18 protein-coding genes and 1 pseudogene are annotated in these 23,316 nt (G+C 63.0%); 4 read left to right on the top strand and 15 right to left on the bottom strand.

Annotated elements, in window-relative coordinates; translation table 11 throughout:
• Positions 1-60: 60 nt before the first annotated feature.
• Positions 61-1,245 (top strand): MFS transporter, encoded by a 1,185-nt coding sequence (locus tag SSPSH_RS02840; protein ID WP_006914126.1) that lies wholly within the window; start codon positions 61-63, stop codon positions 1,243-1,245.
• A gap of 12 nt (positions 1,246-1,257) precedes the next feature.
• Here the strand turns inward: SSPSH_RS02840 and SSPSH_RS02835 are convergent, their stop codons facing one another.
• The 4 genes from SSPSH_RS02835 to SSPSH_RS02820 form a co-directional block, all read right to left on the bottom strand.
• Positions 1,258-1,653 carry a PaaI family thioesterase gene (locus SSPSH_RS02835; RefSeq protein ID WP_006914127.1) on the bottom strand — a complete coding sequence of 132 codons (396 nt, stop codon included), beginning with the start codon at positions 1,651-1,653 and terminating at the stop codon, positions 1,258-1,260.
• A 97-nt stretch (positions 1,654-1,750) separates the two neighbouring features.
• Positions 1,751-3,148, bottom strand: coding sequence for an FAD-binding oxidoreductase (locus SSPSH_RS02830; RefSeq protein ID WP_006914128.1), 1,398 nt, complete (start codon positions 3,146-3,148; stop codon positions 1,751-1,753).
• A gap of 142 nt (positions 3,149-3,290) precedes the next feature.
• Positions 3,291-4,751 (bottom strand): YncE family protein, encoded by a 1,461-nt coding sequence (locus SSPSH_RS02825; RefSeq protein ID WP_021031337.1) that lies wholly within the window; start codon positions 4,749-4,751, stop codon positions 3,291-3,293.
• 267 nt (positions 4,752-5,018) lie between these two features.
• Positions 5,019-6,440 (bottom strand): amidase, encoded by a 1,422-nt coding sequence (locus SSPSH_RS02820; protein WP_006914130.1) that lies wholly within the window; start codon positions 6,438-6,440, stop codon positions 5,019-5,021.
• Between the two features lie 134 nt (positions 6,441-6,574).
• On the opposite strand from SSPSH_RS02820, the gene SSPSH_RS02815 reads away from it, so the two are divergent.
• Positions 6,575-7,723 carry a M23 family metallopeptidase gene (locus tag SSPSH_RS02815; protein ID WP_006914131.1) on the top strand — a complete coding sequence of 383 codons (1,149 nt, stop codon included), beginning with the start codon at positions 6,575-6,577 and terminating at the stop codon, positions 7,721-7,723.
• A gap of 173 nt (positions 7,724-7,896) precedes the next feature.
• On the opposite strand, the gene SSPSH_RS02810 is transcribed toward SSPSH_RS02815, so the two are convergent.
• From SSPSH_RS02810 to SSPSH_RS02775, 8 genes and pseudogenes are all read right to left on the bottom strand, one after another.
• The gene (locus tag SSPSH_RS02810) at positions 7,897-9,072 is read right to left on the bottom strand and encodes an enolase C-terminal domain-like protein (RefSeq protein ID WP_006914132.1); all 1,176 of its coding nucleotides are present in this window, start codon (positions 9,070-9,072) and stop codon (positions 7,897-7,899) included.
• A gap of 20 nt (positions 9,073-9,092) precedes the next feature.
• Positions 9,093-9,569, bottom strand: coding sequence for a tripartite tricarboxylate transporter TctB family protein (locus SSPSH_RS02805; RefSeq protein WP_006914133.1), 477 nt, complete (start codon positions 9,567-9,569; stop codon positions 9,093-9,095).
• Positions 9,559-10,329 (bottom strand): annotated as a pseudogene (locus SSPSH_RS02800) (tripartite tricarboxylate transporter permease); the annotation flags it as partial. The gene SSPSH_RS02805 and the pseudogene SSPSH_RS02800, both read right to left, overlap by 11 nt.
• Before the next feature lie 85 nt (positions 10,330-10,414).
• A complete protein-coding gene (locus SSPSH_RS02795) occupies positions 10,415-11,356 on the bottom strand; it encodes an oxygenase MpaB family protein (protein WP_006914135.1) in 942 nt (313 codons plus the stop codon).
• An 84-nt stretch (positions 11,357-11,440) separates the two neighbouring features.
• Positions 11,441-12,034: an exonuclease domain-containing protein gene (locus SSPSH_RS02790; protein ID WP_006914136.1), complete on the bottom strand. Its 594-nt coding sequence runs from the start codon at positions 12,032-12,034 to the stop codon at positions 11,441-11,443.
• A gap of 8 nt (positions 12,035-12,042) precedes the next feature.
• Positions 12,043-13,539, bottom strand: coding sequence for an SLC13 family permease (locus SSPSH_RS02785; RefSeq protein WP_006914137.1), 1,497 nt, complete (start codon positions 13,537-13,539; stop codon positions 12,043-12,045).
• Between the two features lie 104 nt (positions 13,540-13,643).
• Positions 13,644-14,225 (bottom strand): LOG family protein, encoded by a 582-nt coding sequence (locus SSPSH_RS02780; protein ID WP_021031336.1) that lies wholly within the window; start codon positions 14,223-14,225, stop codon positions 13,644-13,646.
• A 118-nt stretch (positions 14,226-14,343) separates the two neighbouring features.
• Positions 14,344-15,744, bottom strand: coding sequence for a hypothetical protein (locus tag SSPSH_RS02775; protein WP_006914139.1), 1,401 nt, complete (start codon positions 15,742-15,744; stop codon positions 14,344-14,346).
• Positions 15,745-16,060: 316 nt separating this feature from the next.
• Here SSPSH_RS02775 and SSPSH_RS02770 point away from each other — a divergent pair, with 316 nt between their 5' ends.
• Complete coding sequence (locus tag SSPSH_RS02770) at positions 16,061-17,029, top strand: TerC family protein (protein WP_006914140.1); 969 nt, start codon at positions 16,061-16,063, stop codon at positions 17,027-17,029.
• A gap of 78 nt (positions 17,030-17,107) precedes the next feature.
• Here the strand turns inward: SSPSH_RS02770 and SSPSH_RS02765 are convergent, their stop codons facing one another.
• The 3 genes from SSPSH_RS02765 to SSPSH_RS02755 form a co-directional block, all read right to left on the bottom strand.
• Positions 17,108-18,526 (bottom strand): alpha/beta hydrolase family protein, encoded by a 1,419-nt coding sequence (locus SSPSH_RS02765; protein WP_006914141.1) that lies wholly within the window; start codon positions 18,524-18,526, stop codon positions 17,108-17,110.
• A 376-nt stretch (positions 18,527-18,902) separates the two neighbouring features.
• Positions 18,903-20,159: a Glu/Leu/Phe/Val family dehydrogenase gene (locus tag SSPSH_RS02760; protein ID WP_006914142.1), complete on the bottom strand. Its 1,257-nt coding sequence runs from the start codon at positions 20,157-20,159 to the stop codon at positions 18,903-18,905.
• Positions 20,160-20,285: 126 nt separating this feature from the next.
• Positions 20,286-21,188: a LysR family transcriptional regulator gene (locus SSPSH_RS02755; protein WP_006914143.1), complete on the bottom strand. Its 903-nt coding sequence runs from the start codon at positions 21,186-21,188 to the stop codon at positions 20,286-20,288.
• A 144-nt stretch (positions 21,189-21,332) separates the two neighbouring features.
• Between SSPSH_RS02755 and SSPSH_RS02750 the strand changes: the two genes are divergently transcribed.
• Positions 21,333-23,294 carry a ligand-gated channel protein gene (locus tag SSPSH_RS02750; RefSeq protein WP_021031334.1) on the top strand — a complete coding sequence of 654 codons (1,962 nt, stop codon included), beginning with the start codon at positions 21,333-21,335 and terminating at the stop codon, positions 23,292-23,294.
• The last annotated feature ends 22 nt before the right edge of the window (positions 23,295-23,316 follow it).

Here is a 23,316-nt window from a genome sequence, read left to right as displayed (position 1 = left end):
GGATGGCACACCCGCCGCCAGCTGCCTAGGGTGACGGAACTTATCCGCACAGGAGACCGTGTGCCACGAACATGGCCACTCGCTATCGGCGGCGCGTTAGCCACCGCTATCGCCTTCGGCCCGGCGCGCGTGGGGTTCGGGCTGTTTCTGCCCGTATTCCGCGACGAGTTTGCGCTGTCGACATCTGCCGCCGGCTTGATCGCAAGCGGCGCGTTCGCCGGTTTTTTCCTGGCGCTACTGCTCACCGCATGGCTGGTCGTAACGCGGGGCCCAAGGCTGGCGGTTTCGCTCGGCTGCTTTGCCGCAATGGCCGGCATGGTGGTCGTCGCGATTTCTCAGAACGCGATCATGCTCGCCCTGGGCACGGTACTCGCAGCCACCAGCGCAGGCTTTTGCTGGTCGCCGTTCAATGATGCCGCCGAGCGTGGCGTGCCCTTGGCTCAACGCGAACGCACACTTTCGATCATCAGCACAGGGACTGCGGCCGGCATCGTGGGCGCCGGCGTTCTCGCCTTGGCTGTGGCTGGACTCGACAACGGCTGGCGTACGGTCTGGGTGGTGTTCTCTCTCGCCGCGCTGGCGACTGCGGCGGTCAACCTCTATGGCCTGGCACGGCTTCCGCGTAGCGCCACGCCCACGGTGCCGAGTGGCTGGCTGAAATCGCTTGTTACCCGCCCGGGTTGGCCATTGCTGTGTATTGCCCTGTCGTTTGGTCTGACCAACGGGTTCTACTTGTCTTTCGCCGTCGATCACCTGTCTCAGGCGGGTGGTCTGCCCGGCATATCCACGGCGCTGTCCGGGCCGGTGCTCTACATGGCCCTCGGCGCGGGCGGCGTCGTCGGTTTCCTCACTGCCGATATCAAGGCACGTATCGGCCTGACCGCGCTGGTACGCGGTATATTCGTTTGTTCGCTATTGTCGCTACTGCTGGTGGGTCTGCTGCCCACGCAATGGAGCGCGCTGCTGGTTTCGGCTGCGCTACAAGGCGCGTGCATCATGGTTTTAAGCGCCATCTTTTCGTTCTGGAGCAGTCATCTGCATCCCAATCTGCCCACGATCGGCTTCACCGCCACGCTGACGATGTTTGCGCTGGGCAATATCATCGGCCCGGCGCTCGGCGGCTTTGCGGCCGGGCCTTTGGGTCTGGCCGGCACGTTCGTTGCCAATGCCGCGATCTCGCTGGCTACAGTCGTGTTCTTCCCGGGCAAGCCGCGGCGCGAAGCACTCGGCGACAATACGAGCTAGGGGCGCAGCGGCTCAAGCGTCGAGCAGCGTCTTGGTGACACGTGCGCTAGCAATCAAGCGCTCGTCCACGCGCGCGCTTACGTCAATGAAGGCAATGCGCCGACCGACTCGTACGGGATTGGATTCGAAGACCACGACTTCGCCGGCACGCGCGCCACGCATGACCGATACATGGATATCGTGGGTGACGGCCTCGGTGTGTGCGCCCAACTGGCTGAGCAGCCCTGCGTAGGCACAGACATCGCACAGCAGATAAAGCACACCGCCATGAAAAACGCCGGCCGGGTTGATGACGTTATCGCCGACGACGATCGATAAACGGGCTTTGCCGCTCTCCGATTCGATTGTCTCGATACCCAGATGCTGGTGCAGCGGATGGGCGATGACCTGTTCGAGGCGTTGATCCATGAAGGTCCGCTATCTGCTTGCTGTTCGGGTTCAGCCGAGGCTATCGATCTCGACCGTATGGACTTCGTCGTAGCGCCACGGGTAGATGGCTGCCCGGCTAGAGCATTTTACCGGGGTTCATGACGTTGTTGGGGTCGAGCGCGGCCTTGATCGCTCGCATAACATCCAGCCCCGCGCCATGCTCGGCTTCAAGATAACGGCGCTTGCCCAGCCCGACACCGTGTTCGCCGGTACAGGTACCCTCGGCAGCCTGGGCGCGCGTGATCAAACGCTCGTTGAGTGTATCGAGGGCCGCCCGTTCGTCTGGGTTATCGCGATCCAGGACCACGACGAGATGAAAATTGCCGTCGCCGACATGTCCGAACAACGGTGCAGTGAGCCCCAGTTCGGCGACGTCCGCCTGGGCGGCCTCGATAGAGCCTGCCAGGCGCGAGATCGGTACACAGATATCGGTGGCATGAAATTCCATACCGGGACGCAATTGCTTGGCCGCATAGGCTGCGCTGTGACGGGCTGCCCAGAGCGCGCTCCGTTCTTCCTCGAGCGTGGCCCAGGTAAAGTCGCTGCCGCCGAACTCGCGGCACAATTCACCCATCGTCGTGGCCTGCTCGGCTACGCCCGCTGCGGTGCCGTGGAATTCGAGAAACAACGTCGGTTTCTCCGGATGATCGCGCCCGCTGTGGCGATTGACGGCGTATATCGACAGGCTATCGAGCAGCTCAATACGCGCCATCGGTATACCGTACTGAATCGACGCAATCACGGCATCGACCGCGCCAGCCACATCCTCGAAACAGACGGTCGCCGCACTCACCGCTTCCGGCAGACCATGCAGGCGCACGGTCAGTTCGGTGATGATGCCGAGCGTGCCTTCGGCGCCGATCAGCAGATGCGCTAAATCATAGCCGGCTGCGGACTTGCGCGCCCGTGCGCCGGTACGCACGATCTCACCGTCAGGCATGACCACCGTCATCGACAACACGTTTTCGCGGATGGTGCCGTAGCGCACGGTATTGGTTCCGCTGGCGCGGGTCGACGCCATGCCGCCGAGGGTGGCATCCGCGCCCGGGTCGACCGAAAAGAACAGCCCGGTATCGCGCAGATGGGCATTGAGCTGAGTCCGGGTAATACCCGCTTCGACGGTAGCGTCCATGTCGACGGGCCGCACCGCGTGAATCGCGTTCATCTGCGACAGGTCGATACAGACACCGCCACGTTCGGCGATAACCTGCCCCTCAATCGAAGTGCCCACGCCATAGGCAAGCACGGGCACACGGTAGTCGTTACAGGCTTTGACGATCGACGCGACTTCGGCGGTACTGTGCACGAAACAGACCGCGTCGGGCGCGGCCGGATGGTGCCAGGATTCATCGTGGCCATGCTGTTCGCAGATGGCGGCATTCGTGCTCAGGCGATCGCCTAGCAGCGTGCCGATACGCTCGATAACGCCGGCAAGTGCATCGGGCGGACAGCGAAGAGCGGAATCGGTAGCCATGGGAGCGCCTCGTCCAGATAAACTGACGACGCGAAACAACCGAGGGCAAACGCCGGCTATCGCGTCGGCGTCGCATTCTACAACCGATATGGCTTGCGCCCAGCGCACGCGGCCGAAACAGCCGGGCGCCGGCCGCTCACGATCACCAGTTCATGATCACCCGCTCGGGGATCTGGCCCAGGCGCACCCGCTGCGGATGATTACCCACCGGCAGAAAAGCCAGCTCTTCGTGCCGACGCGTATCCAGTACTGCCACGGCATCGGCACCGCTAAGCGAAATCCAGCAGGTATCGTTTGGCCCTTCCGTCGTCCAGTACGGCTTGAGATAGTCGTTGCCGGTGCTGGCGGTATTGAACAGGCTATAGGCCATGGTCTGGCGGTCCACCAGCGCCACGTAGTCATCCACGGTACCGGCGACACACAGCGTATCGCCGGACTCGTTGAGCGACAGGCCGTGATGGGCCGAGTCGTTCACGTATTCTTCGCGCGGCACGTTCGGCACGAGGTTGGGCAGCGGCACGACCCGCGATACGGCGCCGAAGTCGGGTTCGGCCAGGCCTTCGTTGACGTAGTCCTGCTGGCCGTTGACATCGGGCGCCTGGGTATCGAATTCGATCAGGCCATGAAAATACGACACTTGGTAATAGATATAGCGCTCGTCGTGCGAAATCGCCATCGGCCGAACGGCCGGACTCATGCCGGCATAGCCCGATTCCTCCAGCTCCAGCCCCATGTTCCAGCGCGCGAGAATCTCGAAGTCCTCGTTGCGCACGATCTGGAACCAGCGATCGCCCTTGATCGCTTCCTGGGCCGGGCCGAGCAGCTCGGGCAGGACATCCGGATAATCGCCCGGCGTATACACGCGCCCGATCGAGGCATGGTAGATCGTCTCACCGGCGCGATTGAAGTTGCTTTCGTGCGGCGTCTCCCCCGAGACGAAACTACGCAGCCGGTCGCCCATCTTGACGGCCGAGCCATCGGGGCCGGTCTCGTCGACCATGGAGAATTCGATCACCTGGCGTGACGTCGAGTCCGATACGAGAAGGCGTCGGCCATCCGGCGACAGCGCCATATGGTCAGTACGCTGGCCGTCCATGTCCTGCTCACGCACGATCGCATCCACGCCCGCGCCCTGAGTCACCTTGGCGATATCGATCCAGACCACGTCCGCGAAGCTCGGCCGCGACACCGCCAGATAACGACCGTCTTCGGTGGTGAACATATCGTCGACGTACTGATCGTGCCCCTCGCCGGGGCCGAAACGGATGAGATAGTAGAAAGCGAGATCGACGGGGTTGGCAAAGATATCGGCCAGCTCCTGATCCTTGTCCGGAATCAGGTCGATGCCGGTTTTCAGCACGTCCAGCGTATTGGCATCGACAACCGTCGCGGTACCGTCCCAGTTATTGCCCACCCACATCACCGAACGCAGATCCGCGTCCGAGGCGGAGCCATCGCCCGGGTCGGCCACGTCGGGACTTTGCGCGGAATCGCTGCCAGCCGCGCGGTCGAGTTGGACGTCCGAATCTCCGTCGTTGCAAGCGCTTAGCAGCAAGCCTGCCGCGAGGATCCAAAGCAGCGTCCGTCCGACCGTTCTTCCCATTACGCGCTCCCGTCATTCGATTGTCTGGCGTTATCACGCAGCGTCGATGACTCTCGCTATCGATCAAGCGCTTGGCTCGATCCTAGCGGGAAACAGCCTATGGGGATGGGTAAAAATTCACTGGGGGGGGGGGCGAATCGGGGCCACGAACGGCCCAGCCATGTATACGGCCTGCGTTGAACATGCCGTCCCGAACGGGTCAGCGAGGCCTTGAGCAGTGACGGCGCCAGCCGTCGGTGCTCAAGGCGCATTCTCGCTACGGCTAAATCAGCCGTATTCAGCCGGGTTGGGCACCGTCGGGAACCGCGCCGGATACGCCGCCATATAGGCGTTGGCGGCGCGCAGCACGCGCACGTCATCGAACTTGCCGCCGGCAAGCTGAAACCCGACCGGCAGGCCACAGTCGGTGAAGCCGCAGGGCACGGACGCCGCCGGCTGCTGACTCAGATTGAACGGATAGGAGAAAGGCGCCCATTCCTCCCAGTCGCGCATGCCGCTACCCGGGGGCACTTCGTGATTCACCTCGAAGGGCTGTAAGGGCACCGTGGGCGTCATCAGCAGATGATAGTCCTGGTTGAACTTCTCCAGCGCGAGCGTCAATTCGGCACGTTCGGAGAACGCGTTGAACAGCTCAAGCGCGCTCCAGTTCTGGGCATGCTTGGCATTGGCTACCAGACCCGGGTCCAGCAGTTCGCGCTCCTTGTTATCGCAGCTGTCCCAGACCTGCAACGACGCCGTGAACCAGAGCTTGCGAAAGATATCGATCGGCGACTCGAAGCCCGGATTGATCTCGACGACTTCCGCCCCGAGTTCCTCGAGCTTACTCGCCGCTTCCTTGACGCGGGCAGCGATCTGTTCATCGACATCCGCATAGCCCAGGTCGGGCGAATAGGCAATCCGCAGGCCGCGCAGATCGTCTTCGAGATCCACGCCCCAGTCTTCAGGCTGACCGCGCGTGGCATAGGGGTCGCGATAGTCGTAACGGCCGATCACGTTAAGCATGCGCGCGGCATCGCGCGGATGCCGGGTCAGCGGGCCGATATGCGACAGCGTCGGCATCTTCGCCGGCGGCCATTGCGGTGTCCAACCGAAGGTCGGCTTGAAACCGAATACGCCCGTAAACGCGGCGGGAATACGAATCGAGCCGCCCGAATCGCCGCCTTGATGCAGTACACCCATATTGAGTGCCGCAGCGGCGGCCGCGCCGCCGGACGAGCCGCCCGGCGTAAGACGCGTATCCCACGGATTGCAGGTCGCGCCGAACAGGCGGTTATCGGTCACCGCTTTCCAGCCGAATTCGGGCGTATTGGTCTTGCCCAGAATGACCGCCCCCGCTTCGCGCAGCATCCGCGCCGGCGGCGCGTCGTTATCGGCCTTGCCGGTGCCCGTGGTCAGCGACCCGTTACGAACCGGCATACCCTTGGCTTCGGTGAGATCCTTGAGCGACGTCGGCACGCCATCGATCGGCGACAGCGGCTTGCCCTGGCCCCAGCGCCGCGCCGAGGCGCGCGCGGCGTCTTCGGCGCCTTCGCGGTCGATATAGACATACGCATTGACGTCGTCATTGAATCGATCAATCCGGTCAAGCGCGGCGCGCGTGGCTTCCAGCGGCGACGCATCGCCGGATTTGAATAGATCGATCAGTTTGCCGGCATCCATCGTGCCGAGATCGTCGTCTCTCGCGCTCATGCTGTCCTTGCGGTGCCTCGAAAAAGGGGCAAGGAGGCTACCCAGGATTGCAAATTCAAAAAATGGGTACTACTACCCATCATCAGCGGGTTCGCATGAGACATCCATGCAGCATCCGGTAACGTATCGGCGATATGCAATCAGATCAAACCCGGCCTGAGACGGATACCACCGCCGAAACCGACAGTGATCGCCCCACGCCGGACAGCGAGGCCGTTTCCGCGGCGCAATCCAATACCGCGTCCACGCCGACGCCAGAGCCGGCACGCCGCCGACGGAGTCGCCCCTGGCTGCTGGCATGTCTGCTCGCTGCGTTGATCGCGCTGCTGGTCTATCGCCCCGCATGGCGGGCCGATGCAGCCGTCTGGGCGCGAACCACCGCGATGGATACCTTTCATATCTCGCCTCGCGATATCTATGCCGCGCGTCTGCGTATCGCCGGGATCGAGGATAGCGCGCTGGGCCAGCGCTGGCGTAACGCCGTCGCACGCGCTGGCGCAGATCCAGGTCGCTTCACGACCCGCTACGCGACCCGCGGCACGTTCGTACCCGACACAATCGAAGCCCACGTCTACCAGACCACGCTCGAACGGGGCGAACGCTTTCAGGTACGCCTACAACGCGACGCGCCCGCCTGTGCCGGTTGCCGCAACGCGCTTTATGCCGATATCGAACGCCGCGATACCGACAGCGACGATTCGAACGCCTGGGCACACGTAAGCGGCTTACCTGCCAACGGCGAGATCCAGAGCTTCGTCACGGACCGCGACGGCGATTACCGTGTCGTGCTGCAACCGGAACTTGCCGCGGCGGTGCGCTACGACGTCGCCATGGCCCGCGGTGGCTCGTTGTCGTTTCCGGTTAAAGGCGCAGCCGCCCGCGATATCGGCAGCGGCTTTGGCGCGCCGCGCGATGGCGGCTCACGCCGGCATCACGGCGTGGATATCTTCGCCGCGCGCGGCACGCCCGTCACCGCCGTTGCCGATGGGCGCGTGCGTACCGGCACGGGCGGCATCGGCGGCAACCACGTCTGGCTCTCCTCCGGGATGCTTGGCATCGGCGGCGCGCGTTACTACTACGCCCACCTGGACTCGTTCAACGTCGAGTCCGGCGCGTCGGTTTCAAAGGGCGATGTACTCGGTTATGTCGGCAATACCGGCAATGCGCGCACTACACCACCGCATCTGCATTTCGGTATCTACACGAGCTTTGGGCCGGTCGACCCGGCGCCGTTCCTGAGGCCACCGGCACAGCTGGCGGCTGTGCCATCCAGCCGTCGTTGACTCACCGCTATGAAAAGGCGCACCAAAGGCTGGCGCGTCACACGCACCTGGCGCTGGATCGCTATTGATGGCGGCGCCGGGGGCGCATGGAAACCATGCCAGCCGTCACTTCAAGACAGGCCGCCGTGGTCTTTGCTGGAAGCGGGCAGTCTTCGAGTAAAGCACCGAATTACTCATAACGAGAGCTCGAGGTAGCTACGCAGCGTGCGCAGCATCTCGGGCTTGCGCTCCATGCCGATGCCGGGTGCGTCCGGCAAAGCCGTACGCCCGCCCACAATCGGAATATCGTCGGCAAAGCCGCCATAAGGCTGGAATACGGCCGGATAGGATTCGGTGCCGCCAATTTGCAGGCCGGCGGCGATATTGAGCGCCAACTGGTGGCCGCCGTGCGGCATGAGTCGGCGGCGCGGCCAGCCGAGCGCTTCGACCGCCTCAATGAGATTGAGGTATTCGGTCAAACCGTAGGCCAGCGCGGGATCGGCCTGGATCCAGTCGCGATCGGCCCGCATGCCGCCGAACCGAATCAGGTTGCACACATCTTGAGTCGAAAACAGATTCTCGCCGGTCGCCATGGAACCCGAATAGTGGTCGGCCAGCTCGTCTTGCAGGGCATAGTCGAGCGGGTCGCCCGGCTCCTCGTACCAGAACAGGTTCAACGGTTCGAGCGCCTTGCCGTAGGCGATCGCGGTGTCCAGATCAAACTTGCCGTTGGCATCCACCGCGAGGCGCTGCCCGTCGCCGAGCACTTCCAACGCGCCGTGGATACGGGCCAGATCCGTTTCCAGATCGGCACCGCCGATCTTCATCTTCGCGACCTGATAACCCTGCGCGTCATAGCCACGCATTTCGTCCTGCAGGCCACTGATTTCCTTGCCCGGGTAGTAATAACCGCCGCCGGGATAGACCACGATCTCGCTGTCGTAGCGCCCCTCGTTATAGCGCTCGGACAGGACTCGCCAGAGCGGTTTGTTCTCGATCTTGGCGATCACGTCCCAGACCGCCGTGTCCAAAGCGCCGGCCGCAACCGCGCGGTCACCGTGACCACCCGGCTTTTCGTTGTGCATGAAAGTGCGCCAGACCCGGTGCGCGTCCAGATTGTCGCCTGTCGCATTACACAGATCGGCCGGTTCGGCCTCCATCAGCCGCGGTATGAGACGCGTGCGCAGAATGCCCTGCTGGGCATAGCGACCGTTGGAATGAAAGCCGTAGCCGATGATCGGCTCGCCGTCGCGCATGACATCCGTAACGATCGCGATCACGCTGATCGTCATCTTCGAGAAGTCGATGAAGGCATTGCGAATGGGCGAACTGATCGGCGCGACAGCGTCGCGAATCTCGACGATACGCATCGAAAACTCCCTGGAAAGACTCAGAACGGCAGGGTGAACCAGCGCGGCTCGGGTAGCGGCACCTGGAAAAGCCCCTTGAATATGAAGTGAAAGCCGAGCACGAGCACGACCCCGGCCAAGGGATAGACGATACAGCGCGTTGGCGTCCAGCGCTCGTACATGGCCAGCGCCATGAGCGCCAGATAGACCAGAAGCGCCGCAATCGTGAACCCGATCCAGTGCATGGCGAACGTGCCCGCGATCATGGCCACGAGCAATCCGACACGCCGCAGCATGGAGCCGGATTGCGGCGTGTACTCGCTGGTCGCGAAACCCAGCAGGTTACGCACGATCAGAATCGCGCTGAACGCGACCATGAGGCCGATCACCGCGCGTGGAAAGACCACCGCCTGAGGACTCGGCACGGACGAGACATCCCACCAGCACACCGCGCCGATCCCAATGAACAGCACGCCGCCCAGCGTGCCGCGCAGGTCCTTGCGATCTTCATCCGTCATGGCAAGCCTCCTCGGTATTGCGGCGCCGGCGCAACCAGCCCGCCACCAGCGGGAAGAAAAGCGACGCGAAGATGAGCACCACGATGGTGATCGTGAGCGGCCCGGCCAGGAATATGGATAACGGATCGCCGGTCGCGCCACCGATCATCCAGCCCTGCACGAAACCCTGCTCGGCGATCGGGCCGAGAATCAGGCCCAGCACGATCGGCGACGGCTTGAACCCGAGCCGGTCGAGAACCCAGCCCATGATGCCCAGCGCGATCATGATCACTACATCCGAGAGCGAGTTGCGGATGGCAAAGGCGCCGATCATGGTCATGAACGCCACAGCCGGCACGAGTACTGCCTTGGGAAAGGTCACGATCGACTTGAACGCATAGCGGCCGATCAGCAGACCGATGGGCAGCATCAGCAGCGTGGCGATGAACAGCCCGTATATGAACGTGAACACCATGCTGCCGCCGCCGCTTTCGAACATGGCGGGCCCGGTCTGCACACCCTGCACGAGCAGCGCGCCGAGGATGATGGCGTCCGGCGGCGTGCCCGGAATGCCCAGCACCAGCGTGGGCACCATACCGCCGCCGACGGTGGCGTTGTTGGCGGCTTCGCTGGCCTGCAGGCCCTGTGGCTCGCCCTGGCCGAAACGCTCGGGCGTCTTCGATGCCCGCCGTGCCTCGGAATAGGACACCAACCCCGAGATCGAACCGCCTGCGCCCGGCAGGATGCCGACTCCGCAATCGCCCAAAGCGCTGAGTCGAAGCGCGCCGGTTTCCGGCTACGACTTCCGCAGGATCGAGCGATATCAAGGCGGCCATCTCACGCGTACGCGCGAGAAAACACCGTGATCAATCGAAAACAAGGCAATCGCGCTCGGCGCCGACTCGTCGGGCCGAGCGCATCGCCACCCCTTCCGACATGGACGCGCGAATGAGTGGCGCGATGCGGTTGAGGCTTTCGGCTGAGGCACGATCGATCATGCGTTGGCCCGAGCTGCGATGAATCAATTCGCGCGCCCACGGCGGCAATAGCGCCGCACCGGCGCCAAGAAACATTCGTCGAGATACGCCCGCAACGGGGATCGGCAGTTCCATCGCTTCAAGTACGGCGAGTGTTTCGCGGGAACGATGGTCGAAACGTAGCTGTGGCTGCATGGCGGCGAAATAGTCGTCCATTTCGGCGCGCGATGCGGGCACGTCCTTCGCACCGAGCGCTTCGGCAACCCGCCGGGTTTCGTCGAAATACTGATCCTGAACCGCCACGCTCAAATCGGCTCGTCGATAGCGCATATAACCGGCCAGAAAACTGGCCATCTCCGTGCAGTGGACCCAGGTCAGCAACGCCGGATCGCGCGCCGAATACGGCTCGCCTTCATCGGTCGTGCCCACAACCTTGGCATGCATGCGATCAACAATATTGATGATGCGTTCGGCGTCACCGGTGGGCGCATAGCTGGTGGCAGCCACGAACATGGTCGTGCGGCGTAGTCGGCCGAGCGGATCCTCGCGAAAACGCGAATGATTGACCACGCCGGCCAGCGCACGCGGGTGCAACGTCTGCAGCATAAGTGCGGCAATACCGCCGGACATCATGCCCGGGAAATCGCCGTGGATCTTCCAGGTCACGCTATCCGGGCCGAACAGGCCCGGATCGCCCACCGGGGCGTCGTAGTCGATGCCGAAATCCTCGGTGGTTGCTACCACGCCCACGATCCAGTCACGCAGACGCTTGTGCAGCGGCGTAAGCAGTTGATTCGGCGCCGGCAGGCGCTGGGCGAGACGATTGATCACCGGGACGAACGCTCAAACAGAGTATTTACCAACTATACCGCGCGTGCCCCCGTACGGATGCGACTTCCCTGGCCGATGGTCGTACTAGGCGAAGTCTCGTAGCGGGCGGTGGGCATCGGTCAGCCAATCAACAACCGAGCGTCCGCTGGCTTCAACCGCTGCCAGCACCACCAATCCGGCCGCCCGCGCATCTTCGCCAGCGTCATGGTGGTCGAATTCGATCGCCAGATGCGCGCTCAGGCTGGCCAGCCCCCAACCGCGGCGCGCGAACCGGGCAAAAGCACGCCGCGCCACGCGTGCGGAATCCAGCCATTGCGCGCCCAATAGCGGCAGGTCGTAACGAGCACATGCACGCGCGGTCGCAGTCACGTCGAACGCGGTGTGCGAAACCACGATGCGCCCGGCCAGCAGCGCTGCAATCTCGTGGTAAACCGCATCCCAGCTCGGTGCATGAGTCACATCCGCCGCGCGAATGCCGTGGATTGCGATGTTGTGCGAAGAAAACCAGGTCTGCGGGTTGATCAGCCAGGCCCAGTTGTCGATCAGCACGCCGTCGGCAAACCGTGCGAACCCGATCTGGCAGATGCTGCCGGCATCGTTGTTCGCGGTCTCGACATCGATCGCGATGAAATCCGGCACGCCGACCGCTGAGGCCGGCGCGGGGATCGGATGCGCCATCGCAACGCCTACCAGAACGTGCTGATGATCAGATACGGGATCAGCGTCGCGATCACGACACACACGATATTCAGCGCCAGCCCGGCCCGCATCATCGACTGAATCTTCATACGGCCCGTCGCAAACACGATCGCGTTAGGCGGCGTGGCCACCGGCATCATGAACGCACAGCTGGCCGCAATGGCCGCCGGCACCGTCAGCAACAGCACATCGACGCCGACCGAACCGGCCAGCGCGCCGAGCAAGGGCATGAACACGGCCGCGGTCGCCGTATTCGAGCTCACCTCGGTCAAGGAGATGATGACCAGCACGACCGCGCCTACGAGCAGCACGGCCGGCAGCACGCCGAAGATTTCCATCTGGGTGGCAATCCATTCGGCCAGCCCGGTCTTCTTGATCGCCCCGGCCAAGGCCAGGCCGCCGCCGAACAGCAGCAGCACGCCCCAGGGCACGTTGGCTTCGTTCTCCCAGTTCATCAGGCGTCCGCTGCTGGTTTGCTCGCGGTCCGGGCCGACCCGGCCGCTGCCGGCCGGCATCACGAACAGGACCACGCCGATGAATATGGCGATCATCGCATCGGAGAGCCAGTCGATGCCGGCGTTGTTGAGCAACGGCCGGAAAATCCACAGACCGGCCGCGATCAGAAACATCGCGCCCACGCGTTTTTCGGCCGTGGTCAATGTGCCGAGCTGGCTCATCTCGTCCTTGAGCATGTCACGGCCGGACTGGCTGTTATCCAGCTCGAAACCGCCCCAGGTCAGCCAGACCCATGCGGCGGCCATCATCGCGATCGATACCGGAATACCGACAACCATCCACTGGGCAAAACCGATATCGATGCCCTGATCCGACGACAGATAGCCGGCGAGCAGCGCATTCGGCGGCGTACCGATAAGCGTGGCCACACCACCAATCGATGCGGCATAGGCAATACCCAGCAACAGCCGGGTGGCATAGCGATCGACCGCGGGCGAGTCTTCTTCGGCCATCAGGCTGATCACCGACATGCCGATCGGCAGCATCATGATCGAGGTGGCGGTATTCGACACCCACATGCTGATGAAACCCGTGGCGATCATGAAACCGGCGATCTGACGAGCCGGGCTCGAGCCCACGGCCAGCAGCGTGGCGAGGGCGATACGCCGGTGCAGATTCCAGCGCTGCATCGCCAGCCCGAGCAGAAAACCGCCGAGAAACAGGAAGATGATGTCGTCGGCATAGGATGCGGCAAGATCCTCGATACCGCCGACGCCGATCGCCGGACCAATGGCCAGCGGCAACAGGGAGGTGGCCGGAATCGGAATCGCTTCGGTGGCCCACCATGTGGCCATGAACAAAGCCAGGCCGGCACAGTGCCAGGCCGCGGTTTCCATGCCGGCCGGCGCGGGCAGCACGATCGTCGCGAGCATGAACAACGGGCCGAGGAAAAGCCCGATACGCCCGGCAAGACTCGTTGAATGCGCCTCTTGCTGGCTAGAGGACACGCTATCCTGACTCGGGCTCATGGCGACTCTCCCTGGTTTTATTAACCCTGCACAAAACAGCGATGTTCAGCTGTTTCAAAGGTTTCACGGCCGCTGGCTACGGCGTTGATGGTCTACGGCGCGCGTCACGTGTCGGGCGTGACACCCATTCTTTCGAGCAATGTACCGGCATCGGCGGCCCGTTGGATACGGCCGACCTGTGCAGCAGATACGAACCCCTCGGTCTGCATGTGGCCAAGACAGTCGGCAAGCGGCTGATAGAAACCGTCGATATCGAGCAGACCGCAGGGTTTGTCGTGCCAGCCCAGCTGATGCCAGGTGAGCACCTCGAACAGTTCTTCAAGCGTACCGAAGCCGCCGGGCATGGCGATGAAGGCATCCGCAGCCTCGATCATCGCCAGCTTGCGCTGGTGCATGGTTTCGACCACGTTGAGTTCGGTCAGTCCGGTGTGGGCGAGTTCGCGATCGGTCATGGAGCGCGGAATCACCCCATAGACCTCGCCGCCGGCGGCCAACGCGGCGTCAGCAATTACACCCATCAGACCGACCCGCGCACCGCCATAGACCAGGCGCACGCCGGCGCGAGCGATGGCATCGCCAAGCGCCGCCGCGCCGTCGCGATAGACGCCTCGCGCGCCGTCTCGGGAACCGCAATACACACAAATACTGCGAATGCGATCGTTGGCAGGCGCGGTTTGTTCGGACATGGCGAGCGAAGATGGCGGCCGGGCGCGCATTCTAACCAGTGGCAGCGAATGCGCGCAGCCCTACGCGCCCACCCGGGCGTCGCGGCCGGCGGCCGCGACGCCATGGCCGGGTCGTTGGTCAGACGTTGCGTTCGTTCTTGAGCGCTTCCCGATCAGCATCCTTGACGAAGGTCTCGTCGGCCTCGCCCGAGAAGAAGCGCTTGCCGTAAATCAGCAGGCACAGGCCGATACCCACACCGAACGCCCAGGCTGCGCCTTGGGTGACGAGCACACCCGCGGTGACACCGGCGATGCCCAGATCGCGCTGACTGCGTGCTTCCATGATGCCGATACGCACCGACACGTAACCCTGCAGCAGCAGGGTCAATGCGAGCGCCACGCCGAGGATCGGCTGAATGACAGAGACGATCGGCAATAGCAGCAGACCGGTATTCGTCCCCCAGCGAAACGAGCCCGCGCCGCCGAAGATCGAATCCATGGCCTTGCGGCCTTCCTTATAGCGCTCCACGATCACCACGTGCATCGCCGCCCACAGCGGCCCGCACATGGCCACATCCGGGCCGATGATGCTCATGCTCGCGTTACGCGCGCCAAAGATCATGTGCGCACGGTCGGGGCTGTAGTCGATATGCTCGTCCGGTCGCGAACCGTCGGCCTCGTCGAGCAGCGCCTTGGACTGGAGCACGTCGCCGAACAGCACGATATACGTCGCCCCGACCATGGGCAGCGCCTGGATGAAGAACCAGGCCGGCGGCAGGCCGACACCGAAGACGGTGTACTCGGTCCACAGGGTGACGAAGTCGGGTTTGGAGAAGCCCCACTCCACGTTGGGCCAGGGCGCTTCGCCGAATAGCGGCGCAATGACGATGGCCAGCGCGATGATGGGGAAGATGCCCAGCTTGCCAATCAAGCCGAACACGGCGTTACGCTGCTTGAGCACGCTGAAGCCACGCGAAAAGATCAGCAGAAAGGCCAGCCCGACTGCAATCGAGATGGTGAACGGAAACGTCCAGAAGCGCCCGCCGTCGGCAAACACACTGTTCACCGCGGCCAGACCTGCGCCCATGATGATGCCGGCCTTGAGCGCGGGCGGCACGAAACGCACCACATGTTTGGCCATGCCGGTCGCGCCCAGGCCGATAGACAGCGTGCCGAGCATGAACTGGAAGGCGATCAGCGCATGCACGCGATCCACGCCCTCCGGAAAGCCTTCGCAGTAGGTGATCAGCAACGGAATGGCGGGCGTGATCCAGCCGGGCACGACCGGGTCGCCGAGCAGATGATGGGTGAGATAGAACAGGCCATTGAGCATGACCACGGCCAGTGCCGCCTCGAACGGCATGCCGAGCAGATCGGTCATCAACGGAATCGCGGCCAGATCGACCGCGCACATCAGAAGGCCCTGCAGATAATCCGGCCATTCGAAACGGTAGTGCAAAAACGGCAGCCGTATCTTGAACGGCCCCGCGCCCCAGTACGACGCTTCGCCGCCGTCATGCGTTCGGTAGTGCGACATCATCAAGTCCCCCGGTTTGGATGCGCGTAACATACCACCCGGCAGCGCCACTTCGGGAAATGGCGAAATGGCGTTTCAGGCTCGTCCGTCTTGCGACCCTGCGATGAATCGCAGTCTTAACAAGCATTTGATGGCGCAGCGCATATCATGATTACCCTCGGCAGCGGCCACGGCACGCTGGCCGAACCGCGATACCCAGCCGGCGCGAGGACAGTCACATTGGCCGAGCTGGGCCGGCACATAACGACCACCGCCCCAAACAGTGCGCGGGCGGCCGTTTGCCTGCCGCACGAATAATTACGCAAGAGAGAATCAAGCGATGGATGTACCTGTCTGGGTCTGGGGCGCGACGATCGCCGGTATTCTGGCGCTTCTGATATTCGATTTCTTTGCCCACGTTCGCACGCCGCACGCGCCGTCGCTCAAGGAAGCCGGCGGCTGGTCGATCTTCTACGTGGTGCTGGCCATCATCTTCGGCATCGGCCTGTGGATGGTCTGGGGCCACGATCACGGCATCGAATACTTCGCCGGCTATATCACCGAAAAGAGTCTGTCGGTCGACAATCTGTTCGTGTTCGTGATCATCATGGCCTCGTTCAACGTGCCGGCCGAATATCAGCAGAAAGTGCTGCTGGTAGGCGTGGTCATCGCGCTCATTCTGCGCACCATCTTCATCGCCCTGGGCGCGGCCGCGATCGAGAACTTCTCTTGGGTGTTCTATATCTTCGGCATCTTCCTGCTGTATACGGCCTGGAGCCTGGCGCGCACGAAGCATGACGAGGATGAGCAATACGAGCCCAACATCATGGTACGCCTGGCGCAGAAATATCTGCCCGCGACCGAGGAATACGATGGCACCCGCTTGACCACGATCAAGAACGGCAAGCGCCTGATCACGCCCATGCTGATCGTGATGATCGCCATCGGCGCGACCGATATCCTGTTCGCACTGGATTCGATCCCGGCGATCTACGGGCTCACCAAGGAGCCCTATATCGTATTCACTGCCAATGCCTTCGCCCTGCTCGGGCTGATTCAGCTCTACTTCCTGCTGGGCGGGCTGCTCGATCGGCTGGTGTATCTGTCGCTGGGCCTGGCGGTGATTCTCGGCTTCATCGGCATCAAGCTGATGATCCACGCCCTGCACACCAACGAACTGCCCTTCATCAACGGCGGCCAGGAAGTGCATCTGGTACCGGAAATCCCGATCTGGCTGTCGCTATCGGTCATCGTGGGCATTCTCGTGGTGACCACCGTGGCCAGCCTGATGAGCAGCAAAAGCAAGTAGTCGTCAAGCTGATACGGACATGAAAAAAAACCGGGCGCGTCCGCACGCCCGGCTTTCGTTGGTTTTACCTGCTTGCGTTCAGGGCGCCGGACAGGCAGCGATGCCCTGGCGATCGGCCGTGGTGAACTGACAACCATAGTCCGCATCCGCAACCGCTGTGCGCGAGACATCGTCGCCCGCCGGTTTCACGCTGTTCTGTTCCCAGTTGATCATGTCCTCGAAGGCCGCCAGGCGTTCTTCCTGGGTGAAGTCGCAATGGCCCGGGGCACGTACGGCCCGCTGTACGAGCAGATCGTCATTGCCGTTGTCACGCGCACGCTCGCGATAGATCTGTTCGTGCACGAACGGCACGTAGAGATCGCCCAGCCCATGGAGGGTCACCATGGGCACGCTGAACTGGCCGTTGACCCGCGGAATCCAGCGTACGCCATCGCTACGCGCCGGATTGGCGTTCGGATCGGCCGCCACGCGCAATATCGACTCGTTGAACTGCGTTTCCTCGGCCGTGCTCGACTCCGGATCACCGTCGTAGTCATATTCATAGCCGATATTGCCGCTCAGGTCGCGAGCGAGAATACCGTTGACCGTGCCGTCGCGGCCCCCGGTGCCCATGACCACATCGTAATAGCCGCCCCGAAAGCCCTGCTGGAACACGGGCCGGTCGCCGCCGCTGAGCGTACGTACGATGTTCTCGAGCTTCTCGCCGGCTGCGGTCGGCACACCCTGCTGGCCAAAGCCGGGTTCGGTCGACCAGAGCACGGCGTCGATTTCGGTCTGGTTGAAATCGGTGGCCGGATAGCGCGTCGGCCCCATATCGGCGGCATGCTGGGCCGCAAAGGTGAAATTAAGCAGATAGTCGAACTCGTAGGTGCCGCCTACCACGCCACAGCGTGCGACGGCGCCGGCGTAGCGCACCTTGTTGGCGGCCTCGAGCTGGGTTTCCTGTTCGATGGCGGCTGCGGTGACATGGCCACCCATGGAATCGCCGGTGATATAAATCTTGGTCGGCGCCATCAGCGTGCGCCCGTTTTCTGCGGCGATATCGACAAAGGCGTTGGCCAGCGCGTTGGTATCTTCCACGCCGGCACGCACGTCGTAATAGTTCTTGCTATAGCTCGAGGCCGCCCAGGCATAGCCGTTACGGATGTAGTAATCGCGCAAGGCCGGATTGCTGACCGACAATTCGCCTTCTTCGCCACGATAGCCGTGCGCGTACATCACCAGCATGCCGTTCCAGTTCCCGCTGGCCGGCACTTCCACGCGATAGCCTGCCCCATTGGCCATCACGCCCGTCCAGCGGTCGGATTCGACACCGTTGAGCGCCCCGAACGCCAACTTATCGCGGTCGACGCTGAACTGCCGCGTGTCCTGTACGCGGGTCAGCTGCGCGTTGCCCGCGTCGACGTCATCGTCGCTGTCCCCACTATCGGAACAGCCCACTACCAATACACTCGCGCAGGCGAGCGCCAGGACTTGCGTCCAGCGTAAATCGTTCATTTCTCCTCCTGAGCGGCCTCGCCGGGTACCCGTAAAGGGCGAGCGGGCCTTATTTATTTTTGCTTCTATTGCGGCCAGCGAACTAAAACGAAATGTCATTCCACTGACGCGCTTAGTAATTCATCGTACCGCGTGCAGCGTCAAGCACGCCGCGGCGGGCGGGCGGCCCAAATTGCCCGTTTGTCGCCACGGCTAGACGTTCAGCAAAGCGAACACGCTCGACTTATCAATCGCTTGCGCCGGCGCCCCAAACGCGGGCGAAGCAAGGAACGGAACCGAAACCGTCACGAACGCCGGCCGCGATGTTGCATTGCGGTCGGCCTGTTCTGCGCGAATCGAGCGATGCCGGGGTACCGGAGCCGCCCCGGCGTCTCAGCTAACCACCATCGCGAAAGAAGCTGCTGGTACCGCGGGCCTGGGCGGCGTTTTCGAGTTTTTCCAGCGCGATCACATAGGCCGCGGTGCGGTAGTCGATCTCCAGCGATTCGGCGCGCTCGGCCACGCGTTCGGTGGCATCGACCATGCGTTTTTCCAGCCGCTCGGCCACGGTATCAGCGTCCCAGTACCAGGCTTGGCGGTTCTGCACCCATTCGAAATAGCTCACCGTCACGCCGCCGGCGTTGGCGAGAATATCCGGCAGGACCTGCACATCATTGTCGATGAGCGTGGCGTCTGCTTCGCTGGCTACCGGCCCGTTGGCGATTTCAACAATCACGCCGGCCTGCACATTGGCGACATTGTCCTCGGTGATGACGTTTTCCAACGCCGCGGGTGCCAGTACATCCACCTTGAGCGCGATCAAGTCGTCGTTGGATATCTGCTCGCCGTCGGCCGCGGTCACGGAACCATCGGACTGCTTGGCCTTGGCAACGGCATCGATATCCAGACCGTTTTCGTCGTAGATCCCGCCGCCGGAGTCACTGACTGCCACCACGGTGTAGCCTGCGTCGGCACACAGGCGCGCGAACTGCTGGCCGGCGTTGCCGAAGCCCTGCACGGCTACCGTCGTGCCCTCGGCGTCGCGATCCCAACGCGCCATCATCGTTTGCAGGGTATGAAAAGCGCCATCGCCGGTGGCCGTGGTGCGGCCTTCGGAGCCGCCCATTTCGACCGGTTTGCCGGTAATCACGTCGCGCACTTCGGCACGATTGATAATGCGGTACTGGTCCATCATCCAACCCATCACGCGTGGATTGGTATTCACGTCCGGCGCCGGGATATCGGAATCCGGCCCGATGAAGTCCGCGATCTTGTCGACATAGGCGCGCGAAAGCCGCTCCATTTCTGCCGGCGAAAGTCGTTTCGGATCAATCGCAATACCGCCCTTGCCGCCGCCAAACGGCAGGCCGAGCACCGCGCATTTCATCGTCATCCAGAACGCCAGGGTGGAGACCTCATCGGCGTTCACGTCCGGGTGGAAACGAATCCCGCCCTTGGCCGGACCGAGCGTGGTGTCGTAGCGCACGCGATAACCGGGATAGAGCTTCATCTCGCCGTCGTCGTGGCGCAAAGGTACGGACACTTTCAGCGCCGTATCCGGCTGGGCCAACTGCTGGGCGATGTCGTCGGAGATGTCGATATATTCGAGCGCGGCTTCGATACGCGCACTCGCACCGTCGAAAAGGCTTGGCATAAAACAATATTATTGCGGGCAATGCGGAGTAGCTGCGTACGATCGATGCCAAATACAAGAGGCGGAGGCCGCCGCGGGCCAATGCGCCTCAATGAATCGCCGGAACGTTAGTCAGCGCACGGCCGGCTAGATGCGCCACGCCTGCGGAATAGCCTCGCGCAGATAATCGAGCAGACAGACCGTCTTGCGCGGCAAACGCCCGTAGGGATAGGCAAGCGTCACCGGCAGCGCGGGCAAGGACCAATCCGGCAGGCAGCGGCAAAGCGTGCCCGGATGCGCGTGCGAGCGTTTGGCCGCGGTCCAGTCGGGGAGCACACCGAGGCCGCCACGGCGGGCGATCGCATCGGCCTGCAGTACGAGTTGATCGGTACGCGCGCGCAGCCGTAGAGGCGCCAGCCGATACACCAGGCGCTGCCTGTCGTTGCGCAGTTCCAGCGGTACGCGCCGCTCGCCGAGCATGTCCACCCATTGATGATCGGCCAGCTCACGCGGATGGGTGGGTGTCCCCCGCTCGGCCAGATAATCCGGATGGGCATAGATCCCACGGGTGAGGTACCCCACCACTTCGCTACGCAGGCCGCAGTCGCCAAGCTCGCCCGGCCACAGGCACAACGACACGCCCGAACCACCGGTCGGCGGCTGGGTGAGTGTGACCAGATTGAGCTCGATTTCAGTGAAGCGCGCCAGAAACGCCTCGACGTTATGCATGAACCAGCCGCGCATGAACAGCGGGTGCGCATGCACGGTCAGCTGCCCGACCACGCGTTCGCTCAATTGCTCCAGCGCATATCGGCTTTCGCGGTCGATATCGAGCATGTCGCGGCAATAGCCGGCAAAGACCTGGCCGGCATCCGTCGGCTCCAGACCGTACGAACGCCGACGTAAAAGCGGCTGACCCACCCGTGCCTCGAGCCGCGTCAGACGGCGGCTCAAGGTGGATTTCGATAACGACATCTGGCGCGCCGTGGCGGTCAGGCTGGCGCTCTCCACCACGGCAACAAACGCCGCGAGTTCGCTCAATCGGTGCATCCCGCGTCTCCCTCGCATGCGACCGAAGCGCCTGTGCCGATGGGTTGTTGCATCAGGCGCAATGACACGTTCGGCCAACTGCAACTCGCTTTATAGCACAATCTTAATAGGAATTATTCGCATTAAAAATTCTTTGGGGGATAAATGAAGCGTATTCAGCGTGTCTGTCGGGTGCTGGGGTCTACAGTGGCAATATGCGGCGCCACCGCGGCAACCGCCCAGGAGGCCATGTCACTAGGCGAGGTCGTGGTGACGGCCTCCGGACACGAGCAGCAGATCGAAGACGCGCCGGCGTCGATCAGCGTGATTGATCAGGAGAAGATCGAAAAACGCTATTACCGCAACGTCACCGATGCCCTGCAGGATGTGCCCGGCGTCATCGTGACCGGCGGCGGCGCGGGCGACAACGGCCGCGATATCAGCATTCGCGGCATGCCCAGCGCCTATACGCTCATCCTCGTCGACGGCAAACGCCAGAACACCCGCGAAACGCGTCCGAACGGCAGTGCCGGCTTCGAACAGGACTTTTTGCCGCCGCTGCAGGCCATCGACCGCATCGAAGTCATCCGCGGGCCGATGTCCACGCTCTACGGCTCCGATGCCATCGGCGGCGTAATCAATATCATCACCCGCAAGGTGCCCGAGGACTGGGGCGGCGCCGTACAGGCCGACACCATCATCCAGGAAGACGGCGACTCGGGTAACCGCCAGAGCGCGAACTTCTATGTCGGCGGCCCGCTCAAGCAGGACCTGCTGGGCCTGCAGCTCTACGGCAAGGTCAGCCGTCGCGCCGAAGACGAGATCATCGACGGCTATGAAGGCAAGGACCTGCGCAACCTCACCGCGCGCCTGGCGTTCACGCCCACCGACAACCAGGACTTCACCCTCGAAGCCGGCGCCGAAGAGCAGACACGGGAACAGAACGTCGGGCGCTCCGGCCGGGTGACCGGCTGTCGCGGTGGCTGCACCGATTCCTTCAACCGCTATTCGCGCGAGCACTACGCCCTGACCCACCAGGGCCGCTGGGACTTCGGCACCACCGATACCTATATCCAGCGCGAAACGGCCGAAAACTCGAGCCGTGAAATCGAGATCACCAATACGGTGGCCAAGACCAGCGTGGTCATGCCCTTGGGCATGCACGTTGTGACCCTGGGCGCCAGCGCCGAGCGCCAGGAACTCGCCGACGGCACCACCAACCAGATTTCCGATCTGACCGATGTCGAAAAAGACATCTGGGCCGTGTTCGCCGAAGACGAATGGATGCTTACCGACACCTTCGCACTCACCGGCGGGCTGCGTCTGGACCACGACGAGAACTTCGATTCGCACGTCAGCCCGCGCCTGTACGGCGTATGGAACCCGACCCGCAACTGGACCCTCAAGGGCGGCGTGTCGACCGGCTTCAGGGCCCCGGATCTGCGCGAGATCACGCCCAATTTCGGCCAGATCAGCCGCGGCGGCAATATTTACGGCAACCCCGATCTGGAACCGGAAACCTCGGTCAACAAGGAACTTGCGCTGCTCTATGCTAGCGACTGGGGCGCCAACGCCAGCCTGACGCTGTTTCATAACGACTTCGAAGACAAGATCACCCGCGTGTCCTGCCCGATCGATATCTGCAGCGACGGCCCCAACCAGTTCGGCTCGGACCCGACCTATCGCATCAACGTTGACGAAGCGATCACCCAGGGCGTGGAAGTCGCCCTGTCGGCCCCGGTGAGCACCACGGTGGACGTATCCGCGAGCTATACCTATACCGATTCCGAGCAGAAATCCGGCGAATACGAAGGCGAACCGCTCACCCAGCTGCCCAAGCATCTGTTCAGCGCCTCTGCCAACTGGCAAGCCACGCAGAACATCGCCTCCTGGGCGCGCCTGACCTATCGCGGCGAGGAAAGCCAGCCCACCACCGGGCCTTCGCAGAGCGCGCTGATCGCACCGTCCTACACGTTCGTCGACGCGGGCATGGGCTACGCCCTGACCGACGCCACCACCCTCAACGTCGGCGTCTACAACCTCTTCGACGAGGACGTGAACTACGAAGAATACGGTTTCGTCGAGGACGGGCGCCGCTACTGGCTGGGCGTGAACGTCGAATTCTAGCCGCCAGCGAACGGTTCCAGGG

The organism is Salinisphaera shabanensis E1L3A (assembly GCF_000215955.2).
In the GTDB taxonomy this organism is placed as follows: Bacteria; Pseudomonadota; Gammaproteobacteria; order Nevskiales; family Salinisphaeraceae; genus Salinisphaera; species Salinisphaera shabanensis.
Note: the sequence above shows the minus strand (reverse complement) of the source record. Positions and strands in the feature narration are given on the sequence as shown.